The 25,242-nt window shown below is 56.5% G+C and carries 33 protein-coding genes and 1 tRNA gene; 5 read left to right on the top strand and 29 right to left on the bottom strand.

Annotated features, from left to right (window positions below; genetic code table 11):
- Nucleotides 1-242: 242 nt before the first annotated feature.
- From AC2TEL_RS14935 to AC2TEL_RS15005, 15 genes are all read right to left on the bottom strand, one after another.
- Nucleotides 243-986 carry a BglII/BstYI family type II restriction endonuclease gene (locus AC2TEL_RS14935; protein WP_480904904.1) on the bottom strand — a complete coding sequence of 248 codons (744 nt, stop codon included), beginning with the start codon at nt 984-986 and terminating at the stop codon, nt 243-245.
- 3 nt (nt 987-989) lie between these two features.
- Nucleotides 990-1,661, bottom strand: coding sequence for an MT-A70 family methyltransferase (locus tag AC2TEL_RS14940; RefSeq protein WP_480904907.1), 672 nt, complete (start codon nt 1,659-1,661; stop codon nt 990-992).
- A 188-nt stretch (nt 1,662-1,849) separates the two neighbouring features.
- Nucleotides 1,850-2,020, bottom strand: a complete 171-nt coding sequence (locus tag AC2TEL_RS14945; RefSeq protein WP_480904910.1) for a hypothetical protein — start codon at nt 2,018-2,020, stop codon at nt 1,850-1,852.
- Nucleotides 2,017-2,799: a hypothetical protein gene (locus AC2TEL_RS14950; protein WP_480904913.1), complete on the bottom strand. Its 783-nt coding sequence runs from the start codon at nt 2,797-2,799 to the stop codon at nt 2,017-2,019. The genes AC2TEL_RS14945 and AC2TEL_RS14950 overlap by 4 nt, the downstream gene beginning before the upstream one ends.
- Nucleotides 2,800-2,944: 145 nt before the next feature.
- Nucleotides 2,945-3,151, bottom strand: a complete 207-nt coding sequence (locus tag AC2TEL_RS14955; RefSeq protein ID WP_480904916.1) for a hypothetical protein — start codon at nt 3,149-3,151, stop codon at nt 2,945-2,947.
- 246 nt (nt 3,152-3,397) lie between these two features.
- A complete protein-coding gene (locus tag AC2TEL_RS14960; protein WP_480904919.1) occupies nt 3,398-3,889 on the bottom strand; it encodes a hypothetical protein in 492 nt (163 codons plus the stop codon).
- Nucleotides 3,890-3,952: 63 nt separating this feature from the next.
- A complete protein-coding gene (locus tag AC2TEL_RS14965; RefSeq protein WP_480904922.1) occupies nt 3,953-4,378 on the bottom strand; it encodes a hypothetical protein in 426 nt (141 codons plus the stop codon).
- A gap of 270 nt (nt 4,379-4,648) precedes the next feature.
- Nucleotides 4,649-7,012, bottom strand: coding sequence for a phage tail tape measure protein (locus AC2TEL_RS14970; protein ID WP_480904925.1), 2,364 nt, complete (start codon nt 7,010-7,012; stop codon nt 4,649-4,651).
- Nucleotides 7,009-8,676: a terminase large subunit gene (locus tag AC2TEL_RS14975; RefSeq protein ID WP_480904928.1), complete on the bottom strand. Its 1,668-nt coding sequence runs from the start codon at nt 8,674-8,676 to the stop codon at nt 7,009-7,011. The genes AC2TEL_RS14970 and AC2TEL_RS14975 overlap by 4 nt, the downstream gene beginning before the upstream one ends.
- A 2-nt stretch (nt 8,677-8,678) precedes the next feature.
- On the bottom strand, nt 8,679-9,071 hold the full coding sequence (locus tag AC2TEL_RS14980) for a phage terminase small subunit P27 family (protein WP_480904931.1): 393 nt from the start codon (nt 9,069-9,071) through the stop codon (nt 8,679-8,681).
- Complete coding sequence (locus AC2TEL_RS14985) at nt 9,068-9,388, bottom strand: phage head closure protein (RefSeq protein ID WP_480904994.1); 321 nt, start codon at nt 9,386-9,388, stop codon at nt 9,068-9,070. The genes AC2TEL_RS14980 and AC2TEL_RS14985 overlap by 4 nt, the downstream gene beginning before the upstream one ends.
- 2 nt (nt 9,389-9,390) lie before the next feature.
- Nucleotides 9,391-9,807 (bottom strand): DUF3168 domain-containing protein, encoded by a 417-nt coding sequence (locus AC2TEL_RS14990; protein ID WP_480904934.1) that lies wholly within the window; start codon nt 9,805-9,807, stop codon nt 9,391-9,393.
- Nucleotides 9,804-10,238: an HK97-gp10 family putative phage morphogenesis protein gene (locus tag AC2TEL_RS14995; protein ID WP_480904937.1), complete on the bottom strand. Its 435-nt coding sequence runs from the start codon at nt 10,236-10,238 to the stop codon at nt 9,804-9,806. The genes AC2TEL_RS14990 and AC2TEL_RS14995 overlap by 4 nt, the downstream gene beginning before the upstream one ends.
- Nucleotides 10,225-10,524 (bottom strand): head-tail connector protein, encoded by a 300-nt coding sequence (locus tag AC2TEL_RS15000; protein ID WP_480904940.1) that lies wholly within the window; start codon nt 10,522-10,524, stop codon nt 10,225-10,227. The genes AC2TEL_RS14995 and AC2TEL_RS15000 overlap by 14 nt, the downstream gene beginning before the upstream one ends.
- Nucleotides 10,524-11,111 carry a hypothetical protein gene (locus tag AC2TEL_RS15005; protein WP_480904943.1) on the bottom strand — a complete coding sequence of 196 codons (588 nt, stop codon included), beginning with the start codon at nt 11,109-11,111 and terminating at the stop codon, nt 10,524-10,526. Before AC2TEL_RS15005 ends, AC2TEL_RS15000 begins: the two co-directional genes overlap by 1 nt.
- 56 nt (nt 11,112-11,167) lie before the next feature.
- On the opposite strand from AC2TEL_RS15005, the gene AC2TEL_RS15010 reads away from it, so the two are divergent.
- A complete protein-coding gene (locus AC2TEL_RS15010) occupies nt 11,168-11,686 on the top strand; it encodes a hypothetical protein (RefSeq protein ID WP_480904946.1) in 519 nt (172 codons plus the stop codon).
- On the opposite strand, the gene AC2TEL_RS15015 is transcribed toward AC2TEL_RS15010, so the two are convergent.
- From AC2TEL_RS15015 to AC2TEL_RS15065, 11 genes are all read right to left on the bottom strand, one after another.
- Nucleotides 11,683-11,853, bottom strand: coding sequence for an HNH endonuclease signature motif containing protein (locus tag AC2TEL_RS15015; protein ID WP_480904997.1), 171 nt, complete (start codon nt 11,851-11,853; stop codon nt 11,683-11,685). The genes AC2TEL_RS15010 and AC2TEL_RS15015 overlap by 4 nt on opposite strands.
- A gap of 2 nt (nt 11,854-11,855) precedes the next feature.
- A complete protein-coding gene (locus tag AC2TEL_RS15020; protein WP_480905000.1) occupies nt 11,856-11,984 on the bottom strand; it encodes a hypothetical protein in 129 nt (42 codons plus the stop codon).
- Nucleotides 11,985-12,034: 50 nt separating this feature from the next.
- Nucleotides 12,035-12,337 (bottom strand): spike base protein, RCAP_Rcc01079 family, encoded by a 303-nt coding sequence (locus AC2TEL_RS15025; protein WP_480904949.1) that lies wholly within the window; start codon nt 12,335-12,337, stop codon nt 12,035-12,037.
- Nucleotides 12,337-12,963, bottom strand: a complete 627-nt coding sequence (locus tag AC2TEL_RS15030) for a hypothetical protein (protein ID WP_480904952.1) — start codon at nt 12,961-12,963, stop codon at nt 12,337-12,339. The genes AC2TEL_RS15025 and AC2TEL_RS15030 overlap by 1 nt, the downstream gene beginning before the upstream one ends.
- A gap of 7 nt (nt 12,964-12,970) precedes the next feature.
- Entirely contained in the window at nt 12,971-14,515 is a 1,545-nt protein-coding gene (locus AC2TEL_RS15035; protein WP_480904954.1) for a phage major capsid protein, read from the bottom strand.
- The gene (locus tag AC2TEL_RS15040; RefSeq protein ID WP_480904957.1) at nt 14,512-14,877 is read right to left on the bottom strand and encodes a gene transfer agent family protein; all 366 of its coding nucleotides are present in this window, start codon (nt 14,875-14,877) and stop codon (nt 14,512-14,514) included. Before AC2TEL_RS15040 ends, AC2TEL_RS15035 begins: the two co-directional genes overlap by 4 nt.
- A complete protein-coding gene (locus AC2TEL_RS15045; protein ID WP_480905002.1) occupies nt 14,874-15,209 on the bottom strand; it encodes a hypothetical protein in 336 nt (111 codons plus the stop codon). Before AC2TEL_RS15045 ends, AC2TEL_RS15040 begins: the two co-directional genes overlap by 4 nt.
- On the bottom strand, nt 15,199-16,416 hold the full coding sequence (locus AC2TEL_RS15050) for a phage portal protein (protein WP_480904960.1): 1,218 nt from the start codon (nt 16,414-16,416) through the stop codon (nt 15,199-15,201). The genes AC2TEL_RS15045 and AC2TEL_RS15050 overlap by 11 nt, the downstream gene beginning before the upstream one ends.
- A gap of 87 nt (nt 16,417-16,503) precedes the next feature.
- Complete coding sequence (locus AC2TEL_RS15055) at nt 16,504-18,069, bottom strand: DUF6538 domain-containing protein (protein WP_480904963.1); 1,566 nt, start codon at nt 18,067-18,069, stop codon at nt 16,504-16,506.
- An 89-nt stretch (nt 18,070-18,158) separates the two neighbouring features.
- A tRNA-Val gene (locus AC2TEL_RS15060) sits at nt 18,159-18,234 on the bottom strand.
- An 83-nt stretch (nt 18,235-18,317) separates the two neighbouring features.
- A complete protein-coding gene (locus AC2TEL_RS15065) occupies nt 18,318-19,571 on the bottom strand; it encodes an aminotransferase class V-fold PLP-dependent enzyme (RefSeq protein ID WP_480904965.1) in 1,254 nt (417 codons plus the stop codon).
- Between the two features lie 179 nt (nt 19,572-19,750).
- Here AC2TEL_RS15065 and modA point away from each other — a divergent pair, with 179 nt between their 5' ends.
- Genes modA through modC form a run of 3 tightly spaced genes read left to right on the top strand, consistent with a single transcriptional unit; the run spans nt 19,751 to nt 22,324 of the window.
- Entirely contained in the window at nt 19,751-20,521 is a 771-nt protein-coding gene (gene modA / locus AC2TEL_RS15070) for a molybdate ABC transporter substrate-binding protein (RefSeq protein WP_480904968.1), read from the top strand.
- A 4-nt stretch (nt 20,522-20,525) separates the two neighbouring features.
- Complete coding sequence (gene modB / locus AC2TEL_RS15075; RefSeq protein ID WP_480844150.1) at nt 20,526-21,218, top strand: molybdate ABC transporter permease subunit; 693 nt, start codon at nt 20,526-20,528, stop codon at nt 21,216-21,218.
- Nucleotides 21,215-22,324 (top strand): molybdenum ABC transporter ATP-binding protein, encoded by a 1,110-nt coding sequence (modC, locus tag AC2TEL_RS15080; RefSeq protein ID WP_480904971.1) that lies wholly within the window; start codon nt 21,215-21,217, stop codon nt 22,322-22,324. The genes modB and modC overlap by 4 nt, the downstream gene beginning before the upstream one ends.
- On the opposite strand, the gene AC2TEL_RS15085 is transcribed toward modC, so the two are convergent.
- Both AC2TEL_RS15085 and AC2TEL_RS15090 read right to left on the bottom strand, forming a co-directional pair.
- Nucleotides 22,321-23,238 (bottom strand): Hint domain-containing protein, encoded by a 918-nt coding sequence (locus tag AC2TEL_RS15085; RefSeq protein WP_480904974.1) that lies wholly within the window; start codon nt 23,236-23,238, stop codon nt 22,321-22,323. The two genes, modC and AC2TEL_RS15085, sit on opposite strands and share 4 nt — an antisense overlap.
- 1 nt (nt 23,239) lies before the next feature.
- Complete coding sequence (locus AC2TEL_RS15090; RefSeq protein ID WP_480844153.1) at nt 23,240-23,752, bottom strand: toxin-activating lysine-acyltransferase; 513 nt, start codon at nt 23,750-23,752, stop codon at nt 23,240-23,242.
- A 194-nt stretch (nt 23,753-23,946) separates the two neighbouring features.
- Here AC2TEL_RS15090 and AC2TEL_RS15095 point away from each other — a divergent pair, with 194 nt between their 5' ends.
- Nucleotides 23,947-24,354 carry a hypothetical protein gene (locus tag AC2TEL_RS15095; protein ID WP_480904977.1) on the top strand — a complete coding sequence of 136 codons (408 nt, stop codon included), beginning with the start codon at nt 23,947-23,949 and terminating at the stop codon, nt 24,352-24,354.
- A gap of 3 nt (nt 24,355-24,357) precedes the next feature.
- Here the strand turns inward: AC2TEL_RS15095 and hemF are convergent, their stop codons facing one another.
- Nucleotides 24,358-25,242, bottom strand: coding sequence for an oxygen-dependent coproporphyrinogen oxidase (gene hemF, locus AC2TEL_RS15100; RefSeq protein WP_480904980.1), 885 nt, complete (start codon nt 25,240-25,242; stop codon nt 24,358-24,360).

Genomic DNA, 25,242 nt, shown 5'->3' on the forward strand with positions numbered 1-25,242 from the left:
AGGGTTCGGATGATTTCTGCATTGCCGCCAGGTTAAGGCGTTTTAACAACCGCCTCGAAGCATTGCGTTGCCTTCAAGTCAATTCAAAACACTTCAGGCCGGCAAAGCTTTGGCGACAGATCAGAGAGGATGGTGGGTGATGAGAGACTCGAACTCCCGACGAATTGTTAAAAAACAATGACTTATGGGTGTGATTGTAACCGTGTAACCGGCGCTAAAATGGGCCGGATGACGTGACGTCATCAACGCACAGCGTTGGGCGTGATTCCGATCGCCAGAACTGGGCACCCGCCGTTACGTCCTGCGTCGAGACGGTAAAGTAATTTCCCCATCCAAGTCGTAGATGCACCAAACTTCCTATAAACTTTTTCAGTGCCCGTGGTTCCGTCTTTTCTTAGCACATTGCCCAAACTCCGAAAGAAATCGTTGTCCAGACTAAATCCGCGAGTGATGATCACGCCGACGTCAATGGCTCCTGCATCGTAGAAAGCCGAGAATGCATAAAGATCGCGGTCGTAGGTTTGATCTTTACTGTTCCATTCTAAGTCGAGGGCGACCCGCCCTTTGACAAAGTCAATGCGGTGGCCGTCAAGATAGCCTTCACGCGAATACTCTCGCAGGATTGGATTATCCTTTGTTCTCTGGGCGTGCAGCAGCTTCACATGAAGATCAGCTGTAATCCGGGTCTCAATCCAATCATCAGTGAATAGAGTGTCCACATGCTTAGCGATAGGCCCCTTGCTACCGCCAGGGCGCCTAATCATATCTTTTGTAATGTCCATTTTTTGAAGAACAGACAAAATGTCTTTAAACTGCTCGGGGAAGCTGTTTGCTAAGATATCTGCAGCGTTTCGATAGCTGTAAAACTCAAACTTTTTTCGCAGATTTTTATCAAAGTTGCGTGCGATAATTGACGAGTTGTCAGCGATCTTTCCCGTGGAAACAAGATCGTCATCCCCGTCATCGACTTCATGGTTTTCAGACAAAGCTTACTCCGCAGCGGTAGAAACGCCGGAATTGTAGGAATAGGTCTTCCAAGTCGGCTTGTAGTCGTCAGCGGCCTGATTGCCCCACACCGTCCATCCATCGCGAATACCGCGACCGAATAATTCAAGATACGGTCCCCACGAACAAGCTTCGATCACTTCGTATTGTTCGTCAGGTTTGCGGCTATGCTCACGTTTTCTCGTCTTAATCAAATCACCGTCAGGCTCTGGTGCTTGGATGACGTTCACTTGACGCCGCCCTGGTTGAAGCGTTCTGGCGTTCTTGCCGCGTATTCCGAATAAAAGCATTTCCGTGACGTTTCTAAAGTAGAAGCCCACACCACGTCCGTCAGGTCCGCCGTCCTTTCGGATCTTCTCCCAAATAATGTGTGACTTATACTCGAAGCCCCATGCGTTCAGAACGCGTAGCCCGTCCGGTAAAAGCGCGTTTGGCACCCAGAGGTAGCAATGAGCGGTGTCTTGCAAGTGTTCGGCTACAGGTAGATCACAGATCTCATCGAGGGACATTGTGGGGTAGCGCGCCAGCCGCTTGTGTTCAGGTGCTACCTTTCCAGTGCGATTGGTGAACCGCCACGGTGGATCTGCCATAACGGTGCCGAACGTGTCGCCATTCAGAAATTTCCGCAGATCTGCATTGGCATGATGCTCAGACATCGCACTGCTCCCTTGGTGTTTTTCTAATTCGTAACCCAATATGTAGCGTCGGGCAATCGACTATTACTATAGATCCCGCCAACGTGTGTTGGCACAAACCCGTAGACGTGCGGTGCCCAGAAAGCAAAAAACCGCCAGTTTGCACTGGCGGTTATTTTTGGTTCTAGCGTGATGACGGGTTCGGCAGACTAGCCGCCGATCATCTCACCCAGGACGATTTCTGCCAGCGTCTGTGCGTTTATGTTGCCTATCTGAGTGCGCTTGGTCTGTCCGGCATAGGTGACCGCGACAATACCCTTAGCGGTGCTGTAGGTGCCGTTGTAGGTGGTGCCGTTGCGGGTGATGGATACCGGGTTCATGCTGCCTGCCTTTCCACGTCCAGAACCTCAATCTCAATATCCGCAGAACAATCCAGATAGTTGGGGTGGAGCACGATTTCTGCTTCGTTCCGACTTGCAAAATAGGCCAGCACTTCGCATTTCGGCACCGCGATCGTAGCGACCTTCGATGCGTCACCAGACCACCGTCGGGCAAACCATTCAGCTTGTTCCCGGTCCAGCGTCCAAGACCAACCATATTCGCCACAATCGCCGCGAAAACCACGATACACGGTCAGTGTTTCTGGGAGAGTATCAAAGAACGCGCGCTCATCTGCATCCATGACGCCCAAGCGTGTGTCACCCAGTTCAACCACCTCTTCCCATATCGTGTCCCACAGATCATGGTAACTTTGAACGAAATCTACGCTGACCCATACAGCGCTAATCGCCTCTAGCATCGCTGCCGCACCATAAACTTGAATAAGGTCCAGCAGATATTCACGCCTATGACGCTTCGAAACCATAAACAATGCATCATCGAATTCACCTTTGGCGCATAGCTCATTGAAGTGTGCCTGTCCCATCTTGACGGACTTCGTAATTTGATCAGGCGGGAACGATCCAGACACTGCAAGTGCCGGAAGACCGGGTAGGAAGCACATCGGGTGATCAAGCGTCCAGCCCAGCACTTCATCTTCAACTAGGTATTCGCTGATTTCAGACGGTAGCTGTTCTACATACTCATTGAATTTCTTCGTTAACTGAGCATGCGTGAGGGTGATCACTTCGTTCACTTTGGACAGGTCTTCTGATACCACTGGTGGCCTCCAAGGATGCTAGGTGTATGGACAAGAAAGGCGCGAACTCGATTGAGCCGCGCCACATCTTCCTTATAGCACAATTTGAACCAGAAGTTCGTAGGAAAATTAGAAATTTGGTAGGAAAATTAGGGCCGTATCGGACCTATGCGGCCTCCGCGACCTGAGCATCAGCCAGCACCGATACAGGCCAGATGTTTCCGATCTCACCCAGCGCCGCGACAATCGCGGTCTCAGGGTCGATGCCGCATTCCTCGAACGGCTCAGATACCAGCTTTTCCAGCTTGGTTTTCAGTGCCTGGTAAACGTGATCCGGCAGATAGATTTCTTGGGTATTGGTATTGGTCTGCACGAAACTATTCCTCTTAAAGATGATTTGATGCGCACAGACTCGCATAAGTGGAATCTGGAGCGCAAGAGGAAAAATCGCGTAAGCTATTGTTTTTATTATAAGTAATTGCTTACTTAAAGGTCTGCAAATGTGAACCCCGCGCCGGTTGACTTACATCGCATTGATGATCCTGCGCGGGGTTCTGGGGATGTGGAACATGTCTGAGCCACACCGTTATGGTATAACAACAACGTGGTGCGCTCAATATCAGAACGCACCAAAGTTAGGGTTGTCTTCGTAATCGCCCGGATCAGGTTGGCGGTGGCGGCGCTTTTCGGCACGTGCAGCCATCTCCTTAGCGATCTCATCTTCGGAGAATCCAGCCTTGCGCATCCTTGCGGATTGCACTTTGTCGGCCTTCTGGTCCTTTTCGTCCTGGCTAACCTTGCTCCACCTTTCGCGCTCTTTTTCCGCGTGGCGCTGTTTGGCGTTTTCTTCACGCTCAGCCTTTGTAGTGCCGGGCACCTTCATATACGCCCGGACCTCGCGACCTTCCTCAGCCATAACCTTGGCTTCATAGGCTGCACGCTGGTCAGCTTTCTGCCTTTCGTATTCGGCAGGGTCGCGCTCTGCCTTCCAGCGGCGTGAGTTTCGCTCTGACTTTAGCCGCTCATTCTCAGCGGTAATGTCCGCGCGCTTTTTCTTTAGAGTTTCTGAAAGTTTAGATCGTGCATCCCTGCCGGATTCTGCTATACTCATGGTGTTCCTACTAAGATCAAATTGGGGTCAGCGTTGCAGCGCTGGCCCTTTCCTTTTTTTTGATCAGCTAACCAGCAAATCAGCCGCATCACGCGCCAGATCACGCGACCATGACTTCGTGACGGAACCGGAAAGCGGAATGGTGAGCTTAACCCCATTTCCTTTGCGTTCGATCATGTAGTTGTGCTGCATGTTAGCAACCTTCTGGGCGGGCTTTTGGGGGTCAGCGAATTCGCGCAGTGCGGCTGCCAGATCGGCAGCGCCTTCTTCTGTGAACCGAACCGGCGGATGATCATCGAAACCAATCCGCAGGTCTTTGTCGCCACGATGAATGTTGAGACCTTCGATCCCAGCCGGGATGGTGCCAGCCTCAATTTCATCGTTAATGAAACGTGCGATTACTTCGGAGATGGACAACCCAAGGGCGACAGAAATCGCTTTGATTTGTGCGTGGCGCTCGGGGGCTAGTTGGATGGCAGGTTTGGACATAGTGGACCTTTCGTTTGCGTCGCCCCACTCTAACACTTAAGTATTAGAAGTGAAAGTGCCAAATTACACCGCCTCGGAATTTAGTTTTAAGGGGTGCGAGAGGGTTCGCATGTGGTGGCGTGGGGAACTTCCATCCCGGAGGGGGTGAAGAGTGTTCCTGCGAATTTCTTGAACTGTTTTATTTTCTCTTATTTTTACAGAAAAACTATACAAGCAAGAAATTCGCAGGAACACACCCTTCCGGGACGGGCAGAATTCCACATCTCCGAGTTAGCGCACACCTTGCCGCCGGTTATTGAGGGAATTCCCGGGCCGCCCTTGTCTCTGAAGCTCGTCTACTACCACCCCTCTCATGGTGGCTTCCATCTGGCTTGCCATCCGGGCAGCCAAGTCTTCATTTTGCTGCGGCGTGCCAGCGGACCCATATACCGTAATCGGAGAATTGATTGTAACGTTCGGTGCAGCACCAGCGCTCAGAGACTCAGAGCGCGCCGCTGAGACCGCTTGAAAGGGTGCTCGGCCACCCACATACCCGCCAGACGCATACCCCCTCTTAGCGGAGCTGTGCAGCGCCTCTAGGTTGCTGACTCCAATCCGGTTGGTTGCCTCTTTGGAAATGACATACTCGCCCTTGTGAACAATTCCGGCGGGCTGAAATTTTGAGCCATCTCCGGTGTAGCCACCTTCCGCAAATCCACCACTAAGCAATGTCGCAAAGTTGCTCATCCAACCCTGACCGCCACCGGCCAAACCGCCAAGCATTTGCAGAATGAACTTCTGGGCAGCGTAGCGGGCAAGGTCTTGCATCAACCCTGCCATTGCTTCTCGAAAAGACATTGTGCCAGAGATGAGACCGTCAAAGGCATTCGCCGCTGAGTTCTCGATGTGCATTCTGGCTTCGTCGATTTTCTGCAACCCTTGGGCGGCTATTTCAGATTTTCGGGCGCTATCGGTATAGGCCTGAGCAAGTTCTGAGATTTCACTACGCAGTTCCGGAGTAACTTCCCGCCCGGATTGTTGAGCGGCATGCAGCAGCTCAGCTTCGCGCCGTGCCGTCGCAATCGCTACAGAGTATTCGCTACCGGCAGCGGCACTTGCGACAAGGGCGGCGGCCTCAAGTTCCAAAATGGTGATCTCAGACCGCAAGGCAGATGTGATGCGCTCATATTCGTTGAGCCTGCCTGCTCCACCACTCCGGGTCGTGCTGGGTTCGTCAATCATCGGCGGCGCAACTCTGGGGCGGGGCGACGTTACGGGCGCGCGGTCAGATGCAGGCTGATTGCCTTCGAACTGGCGGCGATCAACTTCGGCCTGACCATCACCACGGCCAGAGGATGTATAACCGCCGTTATCCGGCAACTGGGTTTTCAGAAGGGTGGCTTTGCCAATGGCTTTGTCCAGCGCGTCGCCGATACCACCAATGGCAGAAATCACGTTGGCGAAACGGGCACCATCGATCTCAGCCAATTCCTTGGCGACATCGCGCGCTTCCCCGACAAGTTCGCCGATTTCTTTCTCGAATTCGTCAGCTTCGATCTGGCCGCCCTCAAGGGCATCTACCAACCGTTTCAGGTCACCCATGATATCAGCCAGGGCGAACCGGGCGTCAGTGTCGTCGATTTCGAAAACACGCACACCGTCCGGGCCGGTCATTCGGTTGATCAGGTTGAACAACTCATCATACGTGCCGTGTAGGTCGCGCAGATCGTCAGCATGTGCTGCAAGTGCCGCCTTGTTACCTTCCAGCCCCTTTGCCAGTTCTTCACCCAGCACAGCCTCAGCGCGTTCGATATCACCGAATATGCCCTCAAGGTTCTTCTTGGCGCTGAGAATGCCCGAAACACCTTCGGACATTGCTACGGCCAACCGCTTGCCGAATGCGCCCATCCGGGTTGTCAGCTCATCGAACTTGCGAGTTAGCTCATCTGCCGATGCAACAACGTCATCATCCAGCACCGCGCCCAGCTCATGCGCCCGGATGATTGTGTTTCGCAGTTCAGCGTCACTTTGGGCCATCAGCGCAACAAATCGTTCACCGCCAGTGCCACCGAAGATCTCATCTGCGACACGAATGCGAGCTGAACGGTTCAGTCGCCGTGACCGTTCGAGTATTTCCAGCATCAGCTCAGAAGGTTTTTCCAGACGCTTGTTAAGTTGATCTGCGCTGAACCCAAGTTGCTCGAACATTTCAGCACCGCCACCCTTGCCGGTTTTGATGAACTCATCCGCGCGGATGTTCAGCTCTTTGAAAGAGTCGATCATCGCATCCACTTCGATACGGTTTTGCTGCGCGACGAACCGCCATTCCTGATGCTCTTTTAGCGACAGCCCGGCGCGTTCGGCTTCGTCGCCAAGTTCGGCAATGCCTCTGGTGGTGTCAGAGATAGCCCTGAGCGTCGAAGTGGATGCGACACCGGCGGCCAGCGGAACAGCCATCCGGGCAAAGCTGGCGGCGACATTCCGGCCCATCTTGGAATATGTGGCGTCGATACGATTGGCCGATTGCTGCGCCCGGCGTTCCATTTGTTGCGCGCCGCGCCGTTGTGCGCGGTTCGCGCGCTGCAAGCCCTTTTCAAGTTTGTCGATCCGGGCTTCGATAGGGACAATCAAACCGGGCAGTGTTGCGTCGTTCATGCTGCTTCCTCAAGAAAATCTGCCAAACTTTGGTAGTTCGGATCGTTGTATTTGGATTGGTTGGATTCCTGCGCGACCGCGCGGTGGACGGCCATTGCAGCGGCAATTGCGCCGTCGATACGGTCAGTCGTTTTTCCCTTATACATGCGCACTAGCCCGTTGGTTTCGTTGCGGCTTGCAACCACACTGTCAAAGTGGTGCCGCAAAACAGGGTGACCGTCTTGCCGGATCATGCGCCCGTTGACAGTTCGTTCCAGATCACCAATTGCGACACCCATCGACAGGGGCGCTTGGCGAAGTTCGATCACAGGCAAACCATCGTCGTGTAAGTGCTGCATGATTTGGCGGGCAAGGTGGGGGTCAAAGGCGATCTCTTGCACGTTATGGCGCGCGGCCAATTCTCGAATGTGATCCTCAACGGCATCCGGGTCGATAATCGGGCCGGGGGTGGCCGTTATCAGGCCGTCATCACGCCAGCGCTCATAGGGAACACGGTCGCGGTCACTGCGCTCTTTGAGGTCTTCACCGGGGACAAAAAACCAAGGCTTGATCGTGATCTGGTCATCGTCATGCCGCCACGCAGCCACCACAGCAGCGGTGTCGCCGTTCTTCGCCATGTCCACACCAACCCAGCAGGGCAGCGCCTCAAGGTCGGTTTCGTCATCATCGAACTGCCGGGCGTCATAGGTCGCCATGCTGAACAGAGGGTCGCGGCTATTCCCGTGCCAGATATTCAGGTTGTATTGCTGAAAGCTGTAGCGCTCTGCCGGGTGATCCTTTGCTTCTTTCGCCAGTGAGCGCAGACCGGACAGGCTGGGAAACCCGTGTTTCAGACCGGGATTAACCCGATGCCATACGTCTTCGTCCTGCCAATCGTCATCAGGCTCAGCGGCAAAGATGATCGGTAAGAATTCGGGGTTGTCGATCTCACCCAGCGCGACGCGCCGGGCATAGTCATACTGTTCGGCAGCAAGCGTCTCGTGGCCACGCCCCGCCGTGGTCGCGATGACCAGTAGGCTATCATCGGTCTTCGCCAGACCTGATTTCAGGGCTTCCCACAGATCCCGCCCTTTCCATGCGTGTATCTCATCAGCCAGGACAAAGGCCGGGGTTGTTCCGTGTTGTGCGCGGCCATCACTGGACACGGCGCGCAGCCGTGCGCGGCTTTTCAAGTCTGTGATCTGTTTCGCGCCAAACGTCGCATCATGGATTTTTGTTGCGGCGATAAGGCGACTATCTTCCCGGATAATGTCAGCAGCTTCCCGAAAGCCGATACTGGCCTGATCCCGATCGCAGGCGGCAAAGATCACCTGTCCGGAAGGCACCTTTTCCGGGCCGATCACATGCAGCAAGGATAGGGCGGCGGCCAAGCTCGTTTTCCGGTTGCCACGGGGCAGCATCAGAAACACCGTTTTGACGATCCGGCGGCCATCAGCGTGGCGCGGCCCGTAGATGCGCCGAACAATACGTTCCTGAAACGGTGCAAGCTGGAATGCCCGGGGGTGTCGGTTGACGTTCGCGGCCTTGGGTGCCCGGTTCTCATTCACGGCTGCCGGGTGGCGCAACCGTCTCAAGAACGTGACCGCCCGTTCGCCATGCCCGAGAGGGTCATCAATGGGGCTGCCGTCATCGATCCACGCCGGGTATGTGCTGGCCGCGCTCATGGTCACACCGCAAGCGGGTTGTCGGCGTCATCGTCATCCGACTGCACAGCGCCAATCCGGACGCGACTGGTCGGAGTCAGGCCGTATTCGGCGGCAAGCTGGCGTGCAGTCTGCGCAGCTTGGTTCTGCACCCGGAACAATGCAGGGTCGATCGCACCACCAGCAGCGGCACGCTGTTCTTCGATCTGGGTCACATACCCCTTAGCAATGCAGTAATTCTCAACCCCGGCCAGATCGGCCTTGGTGATGACGCGCCGGGCAATGAGCTGGGGCATGATGCGCTTCCATTCTGCCTTGGCGTGCGCAGCCAGGTATTTCGGCACTGGTGGCGCTTTGATCAATGCATCGGCATCAGGGGAAAGAGGCGGCTTCACACCGCGCGAATGCACGCTCATTTAACCACCACCGAACAACGCAGCTCTAGGCCGCGTTTCCGGCCCAGCTCAACAATCTCGTCAATGTCATAGGTGGTGCCATCAAAGGTCACGCGGTCAGCCATGGTGATCCCAGACAGATACCGGATGCGGAACACTCCGTCGCCTGCGTCACCTTCGCCAAACCCGGTCAGGTATTCTTCGGCGCTGAGCTGAACCAGGTCTGCCCGGACAGTGGCGATAGGTGCCCACGTCTTCGACACAGCACCAGACGCGGCAACGAATTCAGTTTCGCGCCGGATGACAATCTGCTTATCCAGTTTGCCAGCTCGGATCATGCTCACGGCCTCCACCTGACAACACCCGACACCGTAGCAACGCCGTGGCAGTATGCCTGGCTAGGATCGGGGTCGCGCATGTATTTGAAGCTGGGTCGACCATACGCGTTAATATCGTTCTCTGACGGAATGGGCGCATCCCAAAGTGCGGTTGTTACCGCACCGCCGATCTGCCGGGCCATGTCAGCGCCGTCTTCAATCGCCCATACATGCAGGTCCAGCCAAACGCGCGTCAGATGCCACTCACCAGCTCGACCAAGATTGGCGGTGTCAGGGTTCGCCAGTATGATGCAGGGCAGTTTATCCGGGCGCGTCGAACCGGCCCGGATGTGTTCAACGGGCACAAGGTCGGTCACAGCCGAACTGGCAATCAGCGCCGATCTTATTTGCGTCTGGAACTCGATATCGGGTGTGATCATGCTTTGCCCTCCGCTGCCTTCTTAATTGCCTGACCGATTGCGCGGCTGATGCGCCGCTGCGCACGAGGTTTCGCCAACCGGGCACCGGGCCGCATGAACGGCTGTGCCTCTTGTTTAACGGTTCCAAATTCCTGCAAGTGGCCGTGCCGCACGTCTTCATTGCCGACAGTGACAAGCGCTTGGTTGGGGCCAGCGGTGCGCCTGCCTCCACCTTCTGCATAGGCCGGGGTGGTCTCGCCCGGTGCGGTGACTTCGATGGACTCGATTAGGTCGCCTTCATCCCTTGGTGCCAGTGCGCGCATGGCAGCAGCATATTCTTCTGCGCCTTTGACAAGGGCAGGGCGCAAAGCTGCAACCACGTCCTTCGGAATGGCTTCCAAACGGGCTTCCAGCCGCTTCGATTGCTCGGTCAGGCTCTTATTCTTGGACATAGCCAGTCACCGGATTCTTGTAAGGGGAAAGCAGCTCACGCACACCAAAGGGCACCGGGGCGGTAGTCATGCCGAATGACGCGGCTTCGCGCTGCTCATACCAATAGGCCGCAAGCTGCAAAGCCGCTTCTGTCAGGGGCGCTTCACCTGTCACAAAGGGCGTCCCGGTGTAGTGACCGATCCATGTTTCGGCGGCGTCCAGCTTGTGCGCCAGCAAGGCGTCATCAAGATCATGATCAAGGTTGAGCTGCGATTTCAGCAGCGCAACAGGTGTCAGTGCGGCCATCAGCTCGCCTCTCTTTCTGAAAAAGTTATTTTCGACGTGTCTTGTGCGGAGGTCCCCCCGCCGGTCCCCTCAGATGTCCCAAAGTTCGAGACCACCCCCGGTCTGTTGAACGAGCGGTTCCGTCTTCCAATCGGCTGGGTCAGGGCACGCTCAACAGACCATCCTTGGTTGAGCCTTGCGCCAATGTTCGTTACCGGAACGCCGGTTTGCTTTGACCATTGGGCAATGGTGCGTGTCTGCCCATTGTGTGTGACACGCCTGTCAACGATCTTGGTTTGCTTGCGCTTCTTCCGCTGTCGGACTGGCGATAGCTTCGCAATGTGTGGCTTGGGTGTGCCCACCAGTTCTTCCGGTGTGGGTGCTGCAGCTATCAGAGCGTGCATACGTTCCATCACTGCGAAAGTGTCCATACCAGCAAATGAGCAAACGGTGCTCAGGTCCGTGCTGGGTGTGGTAAGATAGCGCCGCGCTCTGATGATAGAGGCGATAGCATCTTCCCGAGTCTTACCTTTGACGCCGTTCAGTGCGTCATCAACGGCACGCAGTAAGACTTCCTGCCACAGTGTTTTTTCAGGGTTGTAGCTCATGCGCTGCGTTCCATACTGGTTGCCACAAAGAGTGCCGACTCAAGGCGAATGATCAGGTGCAAAAAGAAGGAATAGGGGCTTTGGATTTTACCCACATCAGCGAGGCCATCGGCCTTGCAAGCAGCGCAGTAGGATTTACAGGAAAGGCAGCTGAAACCGCCGAAACGATTAAGAAACTCTTCGCTGATGGCAGATCGCCTGATCCCGGTGAAACGGCACAGCTTTTGAATACGTTGGCTTCTGAGTTGACCACTGCAAATATGACCAACCTGGAGCTTAGTAAGACACTGAGAACACTCAGCGACGAGCTTCATCGGCAGGATCAATTTGAAAAAGAACGCGCGAGATACGAGCTTTTTGAGACACTTGAAGGCGACATCGTTTATCGCCTCAAAGAAGCCGAAGCTAACGGGCAGCCAACGCATTTTGTTTGCCCGGTTTGTATGAACAGGGACAAACTCATCAGTTTCCTTTCTGGTAAAGGAGACTATCGGATGTGCCAAACGGATAGACAACATGGCTATCAGTTCGCCAGAACGCCAATGCCGGATCGCGGAGGTCCTTGGGTTGTTTAGCAACTTGTAGCCTCCTGCCGTTGCTTGTGGCGGCTGTGACAGGAAGTGCAGAGCGGCTGCCAGTTTGAACGATCCCAGAACAGGCGCATGTCGCCACGATGAGCGATGATGTGATCTACCAGAGTGGCCTTGGCTCCACAGCCGGGCCATGCGCAGCGATCATTGATCTTTAGGAAAGCGTCACGCGCTGCGCGCCATTTGCTGCCGTAGCCTCGTGTTGACGCAGACGGTCGACGTGCATCATGACGCTTGTTCCGGGCACGGGTGCGCGCAACCTGACAGGCGCAACGCTCACCATGCGGAACGATATTGCCGCAAGTGCAGATATGAGGCGGGCGGGGCACTTGATCACCAAAGTAGCGTGAACGCTGCGTTGCTTGGTGAAGCGTTGGGGTCTCCAAAGCTACCAGTGGCAAAAATCCGCGTCGGTCGAATTCTGTGAATGACACCGGGTGCCAAGTAGAGCCGAACAATCGCGCCACCCCTTAATTGCATTCGAACAGGCAGCGGCATGTCGTGCGCCGCGTGGACGATAACAGCACCGGGGATGACCGGCAGGTCAGCGGCATCATCTGCCACAACTTCAACAGCGTTTTCGTAGGGGCCGTCGGGGGATTGGCCGAAACCGACATAGGGGTCTGTGGCGGGCATTAGATCATTTGTCCTTCTCGCATGTTGCTGAGAGCGCGCAGTCGTTCCAACCCGGCGCGGTCAAACTCGGTGTCAAAGCCGTTCTGAATGTTCTCTTGGCGTTGTTCTTCGGTCGGGCCGTCTGGGCCTTCTTCAGGTGCGCCGTGGATAGCCATGAGTTTGCTCATGTGGGCTTCAAAGGCGTCTGTGATTTCTTGCGGGGTGGCATTCCAAGTTTGGTCAGGCGACCAGCTCATCCAGCCGGTAGCGTAGCCGTAGAGCTGCTTGAACAGGTCGGCCCAAGGTAACGGGTCGGTGTTGCTCGGAGCCTGTTTGTCGGACTCTGACGATTGCAGAGTCAGAGCTTTGAGAAACTCAAAAAGAGGCGCAAAGGAAGCATCAATGAACCGGGACAGGGGTTGTGCTGCAACACAGCCAAACAAGGCTTCAGTAGCCGACTTTCCGGAGCCAGCCGTGATGACATGCCATACAGTGAGCGTGTCGAATTCTTCCAGCTTGCGCAGCAGCTCGGGAAACCCGCCATGCAGCCGTTCGAGGTGCATGGCAGCCCACAAAGACGGGCGCAGGAACACGGTGTGACCACCGTATTCCAATGCGATTGCGTCATATGCGAGCTGCGGTTTCATGATTGGCTTAGGCAGCCATCTTCAACTTGCGGAACGCGGCAGGCATGACCACACCGGCACCAGTCCGGCGGCGCGCGTGATAGCGGACCAGACCGTTAATGCGCTGAGTGTAAGGATCACTCAGAACGGCCAGCGACAAGCGGTCATAGATGCGATAGCCGCGCTTGAAGTCGCCAAAGATAATTGGTTCGGCATCTGCGCCAACGTCCGGCATATCCACGGCTTCAACCACCGGCTGACCCAAGATACGTTCCGGTTCGCCCTTTTCGTATGACTTTTGCCAGAGGTAGTTGCCCTGCCCATCTTTCAGGGTGCGGATTGCTGCCAGCGTTTGGGCATTCATCACCCATATGCCTTTGTTCCGGTATGTGGCCGGCAAGGCATACATCAAGGCAATCAGCTCATCGGGCAGGATTGCCGAATTGCTGGTTGAAACCGTGTCGGCAATGTTCGCGTCAGCCATGAACCCGGCAGGTTCCAGACTGGTGTTGCCGTTGACGTAGGCCAAGTTCTCTTTCTGGGCGAAGTCTTCGGCCAGAGCGACGTTTACTTCGCTCAGAACGTTGTCGCTGTCTTCAGCAAGCTGCAGCGAGATATCAACGTAGGTTGCGATTTCGTTGATTGCGATCTTCGACTGATCAAAGGCGGGCTGGCTGCCGGTCCGGGTGGTGGTCTCGTCAACCCAGACGGCATTGGTGACGCCGGTTCGTTTGGGCAGGATGACGCTACCGCGCTGGGTGGTGCGGACATCCGCGATAGAACGGACGGGGCTGAACTCGACCAGATTGCGGATGAATTCAGACTGCACATCTTCCGGTGCCAGAACGTGGTCGGACGTGTCGCTTGCGGTGGTCAGCGCTTTCTTTTCGCCGGTTGCCAGATAGGCCGCGAAGGCCTTGACTTCTTCGCCGCCCATAACGGGGTTGGCCGGGCTGGTGATCTGGGGCCGATTGCCTTTGGCTTCCAGTTTGTCCAGGCGGTCAATCACCTTGTCGAGTGCTTTGGTGTCGATCTCAACGGTCAGCGTATCGTTGGCCGGGGTCACGGCCTTCTGCTCGGTCTCGATTTCTTCGTTTTCCAATTTGGGGGTCTCCATAGAGGGGGTCAGGGGGTCATCCGATTTGATGGACGTGATCTGTGCGCCCGGATGACACGGGACGGCGACAACAGAGATTTCATGCAGGGCGGCTGCGGTGATGGTGCGGCCCTTGGCGTGGCGTTTGTGCTGTTTGGTGACAAAGCCGATGGACAGGCCGGATACGGCCTTGGTGCGGATCATGGCGCGCACTTCACGGGCACGCTCAACGTCATCCACCAGAAGGCGGCCTTTGACGGTCAAGCCTTCGTCTGTTTCGGTGATCTGATCCCATACGCCGATGACTTGCGCCTGATCATGCGCAAACAGCATCGGCAGGCTTTCAGGGGATGTGAGCGCGCCCTTTTCGATCACATCCCCAACCCGGTCAGCAGTGCCGAACGGCCATGCTATCCCGGTGATCTCGCCTGCGTCGGTTACTGACAGCGCTGCTTTGACTTCGATGCGATCAGTCATGCGGCTGCCTCATTCAGGGCTGCCGACAGGTCGCCGGTTTGTGCTGCATCGGCGGTGTCCGGGTTGCCGCCCCATCGGGCATCCAGAATGTCCAGCGCCAGCGGATACAGATCGTCAATCGGAGTGTTCCGGGCGTAGGTGTCTGTGAGCTGTGCCGCACGTTCCGGTTTGGTGCCGCCACCAATCAGGCCAAGCCGGATGATCTCGATCAGATCAGCAAGTTTGAACTGCATGTTCACGGCGCGCAGGTAGAGCGCGCCAATGCCAAGATCGGCAAGGCGCTCAAGCTCAGTGATCATCTCATCGGTCAGGGCGAACGTGTATTCGCCATCGCCGAAAAAGGCGGTGTGGGTCAGGTTCATGCGGCCTCAAGCTCCGGAAAGAACCGACACTTAACGGCTGCCAAGTGGCGCTTCGCCATCTTTGAAATATCGGAGAGCTTGCGCCGCTCACGTTTGCTTAGAACTATGTCCGCCGACAGTTTGTCGATCTTTTTGATTGCGATTTCCGCATCTACCAGAACACGCGCCTGCGTAGTCTGACTGTTCCGACTGTCAGCCCGGCTGAGGAAATACAGTGATTGCACTTCGTCAGGTGTCAGAAGCCCACTGACCAAAAGGGCCATTACCTGCACTTCGTCATAACGATGGAATTCCATATGCCGCAAAACCGATTGAAATAATTCAGCTTTCACTCGTTTGATCCTTATTCATTTCCGACGCCGGACCGGTCGTGGTTGTGGTCGTCGTGGTGTAGGGATTGCTCAGCTCATCGCCGCCTTCACGGGGCGGCAGATTGAGGCCAGCGCGAACGTCATTCGCAGACAGAACGCCCATGCTGCGATACTGGCCGTAAGCGGTTGCACGGGCTGCGGTGTCTGTGGTCAGCAGATCGTCGGTTACGGCTTCAAAATAGAAGTCATCCTGTTCTTCAGGCGTGAGCAGGCATTGCGCGTATGCGTCCGTCCAGTCCTTCAGCCACGGCTTCAGGGTGACTGTGTGAAACTGGCGGAACATTTCTTCGGTGTTTGACCATGTGCCGCGCGACAGCTCGAAAAGCATGGTGGGCGGCACCCGGAAAACACGGGCAATTTCGTTGGTTTGCTCAAGGCGGTTTTCCGCAAACTGAGCGTCGGCTAGCGTCATGGAAATGGGGTGATATTCCATTCCTTCTTTCAGGATTGCCGGAGCCCCGTTGCGATCGCCAGAGAATTGAGCAACCCATTCTTTGATGAAATTCAGCATTCCGGTTGCGTCCATATCCTTGGTAGTCGTTACGACACCGGATGGACGCGCGCCGTTCTTTAACGACGTCGCTATGTGCTTCTCAAAACTCAACGCCAATGCGATTGCTTCGCGGCCAAGTGTGACCGGAGATACGCCACCCACAGCCTCAATGCGTAGAACGTCACGGTAAGAAAGCCGCACTTGCCCGGCGTCGGTGTGAACACGAAAGAACGGCTCACCGTCCGGTTCCTGATCCCGTTGGACCTTGCCCGGTTCCAGCCGGTGCAGCTCATACGGCGTGTCATCAGAAAGACGAACTATCTGAGCATGACCAGCCCCGTGCAGCAGGGCGTCAATGGTCAGTTGCTCGCGCAACTTGGCCGCGCTTGTCCAAGGGTTTGCGCGCCCATGCACTAGCCGATAGGCCGGGTGGTCGCTCAGGGTGGCTTTGCTTTCGCGGTCGTAGAGTTTGACCGGCAGCGCGCCGATGGTTTCTGAGATGAGCGACACAGCACAATTCACAGCCGGGACGCACATGGCGTTACCGGGACCAACAGACACGCCGGATGCTGTTGGGGTCAGCCCGAATAGGGTTAACAGGGCTGGATCAGTTAAGTTCAGCGCCTTTTCTTCGACGCTGAATCCGAGTGCTTTCTTGATCTTGGTAAGGGCCATGCGATCCACTTGAAAAGAGTAGTGTGGCAAAAATACCACACCGTGAATCGCAGTTAAAGAAAAAAGTTACGTATGTAACTAATTTCCTCAGCTTAGATCATATGAGGGTAGTTTGTTGATTGCAGCGACCTTGGTTTTCAACGTCACGTCGCCGTAATCGTCACCTGCCGTTTTCCCGGCGTGGCCCTGAATGGCATCTACAACGCGATCTGAGATACCGAGTTCACGGCATTGGGTTTTGAGCCGGTGTCGCCAAGCGTGGTTGGGCAACAACCCATCCGGAGTAAGGCCTGACTTGCTGAGCCATTCCGCCACTTGGTTTGCGATGCGCTTAGCCTTGCGCGAGAAGTCTTCCTGTTTTGTCCCACCGTGGAACATCGGGCCGGGTGTGGCAGCATCGACAAACTCTATAAATCCTTCGTCGATTATTTGAGGGTGCAGAGGAGCATCACGATACCCACCAGTCTTTACCGAACCGGCGTCGGGCGTGATCCGAATGACCCATTGCCCATCGATCTTGCGAACATCTTCTTTGCGAAGCTGGGTAATCTCTGAGATGCGCGCGCCAGTGAAGGCGCAGATGATAGGTGCCCATCGCTTTGCAGATACCAAATGCGATTTTTCCCTAACGTAGCCATGCTCATCTTTATTTGGCTTATATGAGCGACTTGCCTTCAAGACCTTCTTAGCTTCGGCCTCTACGTAGCCGCGTTCCCGTGTGTGTTGTTTCTTTGGCTTTGCTTGCCGCACGTTGGCAGCCGGGTTGTCCGGTAGAATATCGTTTTCCACTGCCCACGAGAAAAGTGACCGGATGGTTGAAAGATACACATCGCTAACCGTCTTGGCAGACAAGTCGCGCATTAGGTGATCACGCCACGCCAGAAGGTCTTTCTTTGTTACTCGTGTTGCGTCGTTGTGCTTTAGGTATTTGACGAGCTTATCAATCACCGGCTGTTGTCGACCTGTGCCCGACCGCATAAACCCGGCTTGCTGGCGGTGCGCAACGTAGTCTTTCCAGAGCTGTTTAATGCTGAGCGGCGTAGCGGCGTTTTCCGGAGGCTGTGCGTCCACAATGATTGGCGCTGTGGGTGTGCCGGTAAAATCACCTTCGTCGCGCTCAGCGGCGCGTGCAAGAGCTTCCAGCTCTGCTTGGCAAAGGGCACGGGCTATCGTTCGCCATTCGGTGCTGCCCGGCGCTGCATCTAGGTTGCCAGCGGACCGGAAACGCTCAATCTGCGCACCGACCAGCTCGCCCAGCTCTGCGTCGTTCGCATTTCCTGCAACGGCATTGCGCAGGCGTGCAATTAGCAGGTCATCAATGCCAACAGCAGAGTAGCGTGGATCATTTCTTAGCTGATCATCAAAGGCCATGCGCTGGTGGTAATGGCTGTATGCGATCTGACCCGGTGCCATCGGATAACGGGCAGGGGTGTTCGGTGCTTGATTTGGGTTCGCCTTTTGCGCTGCCACCGCGATCTTGTGTTGAAGCTGGGTAACCGCTCCGGGCAGTAGCTTCATCGCTTCGCGGCGATCACCACCTAGTGGCGTGCGCAGTTCAGTTTTTCCGACGATTCCCCGCAGGTCTTTTGGCACCACAAGCCGGGCATGATACCGGCCATTGCGGTTGATCAAGTGCATTACCTTGCCTGCCATGAGAACACCTTTTGTAACCAAAGTTGTAACCTTCAAACGGACAACCGTCCTTATTTGCAAGGCTTTTCTTTTGTTTCAAAAGGTTAGGCTGGTGGGTGATGAGAGACTCGAACTCCCGACATCTTCGGTGTAAACGAAGCGCTCTACCAACTGAGCTAATCACCCGTGAAGGGGGATTTAGCCAAGCCGGCGGGCAGGTGCAAGAGGGTTGGCGGAAATTCTTTACCTCAATCGCATATTGCGCCGGATCAGGGTGCCATGTCTTTCAGCGCGGCCAGAAGTTGGGCGACCTCGTGTTCGGTGTTGTAGTGGCATAGCGATATGCGGATGCAATCGCTAAGTCCCAACGGGGCCAACACGTTGCCGCTGTAGTGGTCAGCCTTGCGGGTGTGGGTACGGATGCCCAACGCGTTCAGGCGCGTCACGACCTGTGCAGAAGGGATATCGCGCACGGTAATGGACACCAGCCCTTCGCGGGCGGCATTGTCGGCCCCGGCCAGGATCGAGATATGCTCCATGTCACGCAGTCCGGGCAGATTGCCGGTACCGTTGATCATCGCATGGGTCAGGTGGGTTTCGTATGCGTGAATCGCCTTGCCTGCGGCGCGAATCCTGTCGCTACGCTCAGCTGCGTCGCTTACCTGCCCACCCAACCATTCGAAATACGCCACGACGTCGGACATCGTGGCATAAGCCCCCGTATCCCGCGTGCCGAACTCCCATCCTTCGGCCGGTGCGTTGATCAGCTGGTCGTGGGGCAGGGAGGTCAGCCGGTCGGATATCCAGGCGATGCCGTATCCATGACGGGAAAAGACCTTGTACGGTGAGATCGCATAACCATCGACCCCGTAGCTGTCGATGTCCATCTGGCCGTGGGCGGCGTGCTGAATACCGTCAACGATGATGAAACATTCAGGTGACACGGCGCGGATGGTGTTGGCAATGGCGGCGACGTCCATACCCATGCCGGTGACCGGGGATGCATGCAAGATCGTGGCCACTGTCACGTCGGGGGTCATGAGTGCCGCGTAATCTTCGGCGGTTACCATTCCGGTCGCGTCATCGTGGGGGACATTTACATAGTCCAGTCCCGCAATCCCTGCCCAACGACGCGCGGCGCTGCGGCTGGCAGGGTGTTCGATGGAACTGCCGATCAGTTTGCTGCCCGCAGGCGCGTTCACACAGGCGGTGCGGATCATACGGAACAAAAGTTCCGTGCCGCTTTCACCTACGAAGAACTGACCTGAAGACGCATTCATGAAGACCGACAGGTCAGCCTTGGCCGTGTTGATGATATCGACCAGTGCATGGCTGGCCACGTTGTCACGGCCCTGATTGTCCGGGACAGCGGCGAATTTCGCCGACGTTTCGACCACCGAATTCAGCGTCAGCGCACCACCGGCGTTTTCAAAGAAAATACGCGGGCCCTGAAACGGGCAGGTATCGACATGGGCGAAACGGCCGCGAATTTCATCGATAAGTCCTGGGGTCTGATGCAACATGAGCTGGGTCCTATTGTCTGCTGCCGTACCTTCAGCGCGATTACAGCGCAGGATCAATCCCGTTTGCGACAGATTCTATAAGCTTTGGCAACGGGCTGCATCGGCAAAGGGCCTTGCCTGCCCCGTGCTGCCTCCGATATGCCCATGGGGACTGCAACCCTCTGAACCGGAGGCACAAGATGATCGCCGCCTGCCGCTGCCTGATTGCCGCTTTGGCCTTCTGTTCTGTGCTGGCGGTTCCGGTCCGGGCCAGCGCCGAGGGCGTTTTGGTGTTCGCCGCAGCAAGTCTGAAGACAGCGTTGGACACGTTGGCAAGTACGTTCGAGCAGGAGACCGGATCCGAAGTCACGGTGTCTTATGCCGCGTCGTCTGTTCTGGCCCGACAGATCCAGTTGGGAGCACCGGCTGATTTGTTCATTTCCGCCAACAAAGACTGGATGGATGTGTTGCAACAGGAGCAGTTGATCGATCCCGCTTCGCGGGTTGACCTGCTGAGCAATGGGCTGGTTCTAATTGGTGCGCAAGGGGCCGATGCGGTTGAAATCGGCCCCGGTTTCGATCTGCAGGCCAAGCTGGATGACGGCTTTCTGGCAATGGCGTTGGTCGATGCAGTACCCGCCGGTATTTATGGCAAGGCCGCCCTGGAGACATTGGGATTGTGGGACGGTGTCCGGACGCAGATCGCGCAGGCCGACAATGTGCGCGCGGCTCTGGCGCTGGTGGCAACGGGTGCGGCTCCTCTGGGCATTGTCTATCAATCGGATGCACGGGCCGAAAACAGGGTACAGGTTGTAAGCCCGATCCCGTCCGACCTGCATCCGCCGATCATCTACCCGGCGGCCTTGACCAAAACGGCCGCGCCAGAGGCTGGTAGGTTTCTGGACTATTTGCAGTCGGACCAGGCCAGGTCCGAGTTTCTGAGGCAGGGGTTTTCCCTGCCGGACGGTTAACTTCATGGATTGGTTGGGACCCGCAGAAGCCGAAGCGCTGCGATTGTCACTGCGTGTGTCTTTCTGGGCCACTCTGGCCACACTGCCGTTCGGAATTTTCGTAGCGTATGCGCTCGCCAGATGGCGGTTTCCGGGCCGACAGATTCTGAATGGTCTAGTTCACCTGCCACTGATCCTTCCGCCAGTCGTTACGGGTTACCTGCTGCTACTGACCTTTGGGGTGCAGGGACCGTTGGGAAAGCTGCTGGCCGAGTTTGGCATCGTCGTCGCCTTCCGCTGGACCGGAGCCGCATTGGCAGCCGGAATCATGGCGTTTCCCCTGATGGTTCGCGCCATACGACTGTCGATCGAGGCGGTGGACCCCCGACTTGAAGAAGCCGGAGCTACGCTCGGGGCGTCGCGGATTCTGGTCTTCGCCACGGTAACCTTGCCGATGATCCTGCCAGGTGTGATTGCGGGTGCAATTCTGGCCTTTGCCAAAGCCATGGGAGAGTTCGGGGCGACCATCACCTTCGTGTCCAACATCCCCGGCCAGACACAGACGCTGCCGTCGGCCGTCTACGCCTTCTTGCAGGTGCCGGGGGGCGAGGCGTCGGCGACTCGGCTGGTTATCATTTCGATCATCATTGCCATGGGGGCCTTGTTGCTATCGGAATTTATCGGTCGCCGCGTTGCTCAAAGGGTGGCCGGGTCATGAGCCTGTCCGTCCGCCTGCACCATCATCTGTCGGGGATTGCGCTGGATCTGGATTTTGACGCTCCATCTGGCGTCACGGTTCTGTTCGGGCGCTCGGGTTCCGGCAAGACCACGGTCGTAAACGCGGTCGCGGGTCTGTTACGACCTACGGCGGGTCGTATTGCTGTCCATGACTGGGTGCTGTTCGATACGGAGAAGGACATTTGGCTGCCGCCGCATCGGCGGCGTCTGGGGTATATCTTTCAGGAAGGTAGGTTGTTCCCCCACCTGACCGTACGCCAGAACCTTGCCTATGGCCGCTGGTTTGCGCCCCGAGGAGCGCTGCGGGAAAACCCTGACAGGGTCATAGAAATGCTCGGCATCGGCCACCTGCTGAACCGCCGTCCGGCGATGTTGTCGGGGGGTGAAAAACAGCGCGTCGCCATCGGGCGCGCATTACTGGCCAGTCCACGTCTGATCCTTGCGGACGAACCGCTGGCGGCGCTGGACGATGAACGCAAAGCTGAGATCCTGCCCTATTTTGAGCGGCTGCGGGACGAGGTTTCAGTTCCGATCCTCTATGTCACCCATTCAGCGGCCGAGGTCGCCCGTCTGGCAACTTCCGTCGTGGCACTGCAGGACGGCAAGGTTGTGCGCCATGGACCGGCCTCGGACGTGTTGGCAGATCCATCCGTTGCACCCGCTGGCGTGCGCGCTGTTGGTGCATTGCTGCAGGTCAGAGTTGCAGCACATCACTCGGATGGGTTGTCCGAGCTCAAGGCGGGCGACGCGCGGCTTTACCTGCCGCGTATTCCCCATCAGGTCGGCGAGGTGTTGCGGATTCGCATACCGGCGCAGGAGGTGATCCTTTCCAGCAAACCACCAGAGGGCCTGTCCGCACTAAACGTGCTGGAAGGCCGTGTCGAGGCAATCCGGGCCGGCGAGGGACCCGGGGCTATTGTCTCGGTAAGAACTTCGGCGGGTGTCGTTCTGGCACGTGTCACGCGGCGTTCGGTCACTGCGTTGCGCCTGGAGCCGGGCACCTCTTGCCATGCCGTGATAAAAACGGTGGCGCTGGCGCCGCAGGACGTGGGGGGACATGTTGCCAGAGAAGAAGGGCAGGGTTAGGCGAGCGCGCGGACCTCATGCTCGCGCAGAATTCGCCGGGCGGCGCGACCAAAGCTTGTACCACTGGCCGCGGTTTGGTCAGGGAAAATCGCTGCCAGTTCCTGCAATGCTTCCGAGGATAGGGTGTGCAACGCCTCTTCGCCCAGAAACAGGCTTTCAGCCATTGCACCTTCGGCGATCAGGATTTCATGCCGGTCGAGCAGGATGTGAAGGTATTCGACAGGCTGATCCGAGGTATCGACCGCAATCCCTGGCCAGGAGCACAAGTGCTTGGCGGCGATCAGAACCTCACGCGCGCCGAACAGCAGCTCGACCGTCGAGCCGCTCACCAGAATTCGATGCTGCTGCGAAACCAGCAGGTCACGTGCCGGAGTGTTTCGCCCAAGACTGCCGGCGGTGATCCGAACTGGTCGCATATCCGGATTGTTCCGCAATCGACCGGGTGTAAGCTTGCTGCTTTCGATCCATCGGATTGGTTGCAACCCGTGATCGATAGTCGTCACCATGTCACCAACCTTGAGGGTTTCAATGGCGCGCGCGCCATCCGCAGCTTCGATCAAAGTACCGGCAGTAAAACACACGCCTTCGATCGTGATCGTGACCTGCTGAGTCTGCGTGTAGGGCTGTGGGCCAAAGATAAAGGTCTGAACGTCTCCGGTAACCTGAACGGTAAAGGTGTCCGTGACGATTTGATTGTCAAGCAAGCTATCGAAGAAAGCGGGGTCAACTGTGTAGGTCCAGTCGCCTGTCACAGGATCGATGCTGGCCGTGCCATGGGCAGGTGGGGACTGAATCGCCCAGGTCTCCGAGAGGAGCGGAAAATTGCTGCTTACATCCAGATCGCCGGTTGCCTGGTTGGGTGGTTCGCCGGTCACATAACCAGTGGTATCGCCTGAGATCGTGATCGAGACCATGTTACGCCCCTTCCTGCTTCAGCGTCTCGGCGAATTCCTTTTTCTTGTAAAGACGCATATGGACCTCCCCCGCGTCATCCCGGACCCACTCGACGATCCGATTGCGGGTCAGATCGCTGTCCATCCGGTTGGTCCGCACGCGGGGATGCGGTATGTCGCGCTTGAGTATATCCACCATCTGATTGATCTGTCCAAACGGTGCAACAATGTCGATGATCCAGAACGAGGAACCACAGGTGAAATCCTTGTCTTTTAGCGGTTTTTCCTGAATCGCGTATCTGTATTCCGCCTCGGGGTTAAGACCTGCAAAAGTGACGAAACCGCGAGGAAAGCCGTTCTGGCGGAAGATATGGTACTGACCAAGCCTCAGCGGTGTTTCAAACGCATAAAGCACCTGTGCCAGACTGCGCCGTTGGTGAGTTTTTGTCAGCGCCGCAAGATAGAACAGCGCGCCAAAGTCTGCGTATTTTTCCGGCGACAGATCGAACCAGTCTTTGGGAAACGACGATTGCACACGACACCTTGGAAATTTCGACTATGGAAATAGTAACCCACATCATATTCAATCATAGTGTTTTCGCCTAATTTGGCAGACCCTGAGTGAGGGTGTTGCCCGACCGACAAAATACAATTGCCTTGCCGGTTGCGGGTTCAGGCCGTTTTCTGGTTTCAAAGGTTGTTTTGCTTAAGTGAGATCGGAGTGCAGATATGCGTGTTTTGAAGACTTTTTTTCTAACCGCTGTATTATTTCTACCGGGTCTGGCACAGGCCGTCGGATTTGGTGTTGGTATCCGGATGGGGTATCGCACAGAGGTCACTCCGCTTGACAACGGTGTCTTTCAGGTCAGGGCCATCAGCTCCACTGCTCCGGTCGCTTATTGGTGCGGGATCGGAGACTACGCGATCCGGACCCTGCGCACCAAAGCGACGCAGCGCATCTATGTTTCGCGCGCCTACGAACGCGGCACCAGAACGGTTCATTTCACACTGACACCGCCTCCCGGCGTCGAGACGAATCCCGGATATTCGGTCACCGTCAAGCGCGTGGGTGAGAACATGTCAGCCGGTTCCGCCCAAGGCTATTGCTTTGACAACTTTATGGATCTCGGCTTCTAGGCTTCAGACCCATTTGGCGAGCGGAGGCAGGCTCATCAGGACGGCATCGGGGTCGTGCCCGGTTTCCAGCCCGAACTTTGTGCCCCGGTCATAAACCAGATTGTATTCGGCGTAGAGGCCGCGATGCACCAATTGAGTGTCTTTGTCGTCGTCTGAAAAGCTCTGCACCCGACGCTTTTCGACCAGTGGAAGAAAGGCAGGTAGAAACGCCCTGCCAATATCCTGCGTCAGGGCAAAATCCGACTGCCAATCGCCGGTGCAATAATCATCCATGAATATTCCGCCCACGCCGCGTGCGCGTTTCCGATGGGGGATATAGAAATATTCGTCCGCCCAGTCTTTCAGGCGCGGGTAATGGCCGGGGCCATGGTGGTCCAGATGCGCCTTTTGCGTCGCATGGAAATGCGCTGTGTCGTCATCGTACTCGATGCAGGGGTTCAGGTCGGATCCGCCGCCGAACCACCAGGCATGGGGCGTCCAGAACATGCGGGTGTTCATGTGAACGGCGGGCACATGCGGGTTCTGCATATGCGCCACCAGGCTGATGCCCGAGGCCCAGAATCTCGGGTCATCCTTCATGCCGGGAATGCCTTTGCGATCAGCCATGGCTTGTTGCGCTCGCTCTCCCAAGGTGCCGTAGACGGTTGAGACATTCACCCCGACCTTTTCGAACACCCGCCCGCCACGCATGACCGACATCAGGCCGCCGCCCGCGTCCGAGCCGTCCTCGGAGTGGCGTGCGGTTTTCTTGACCTCGAACCGGCCTGGCTCCGAATCCGCGAACGGGCCGCTGTCGTGGCTGTCTTCCAGAGCTTCGAATGCCGCGACAATGTCGTCGCGCAATTGGCGGAACCAGTCAGAGGCAGTAGATTTTTCTTTTTCAAACAT

This window comes from Ruegeria sp. HKCCD9138, assembly GCF_057220975.1.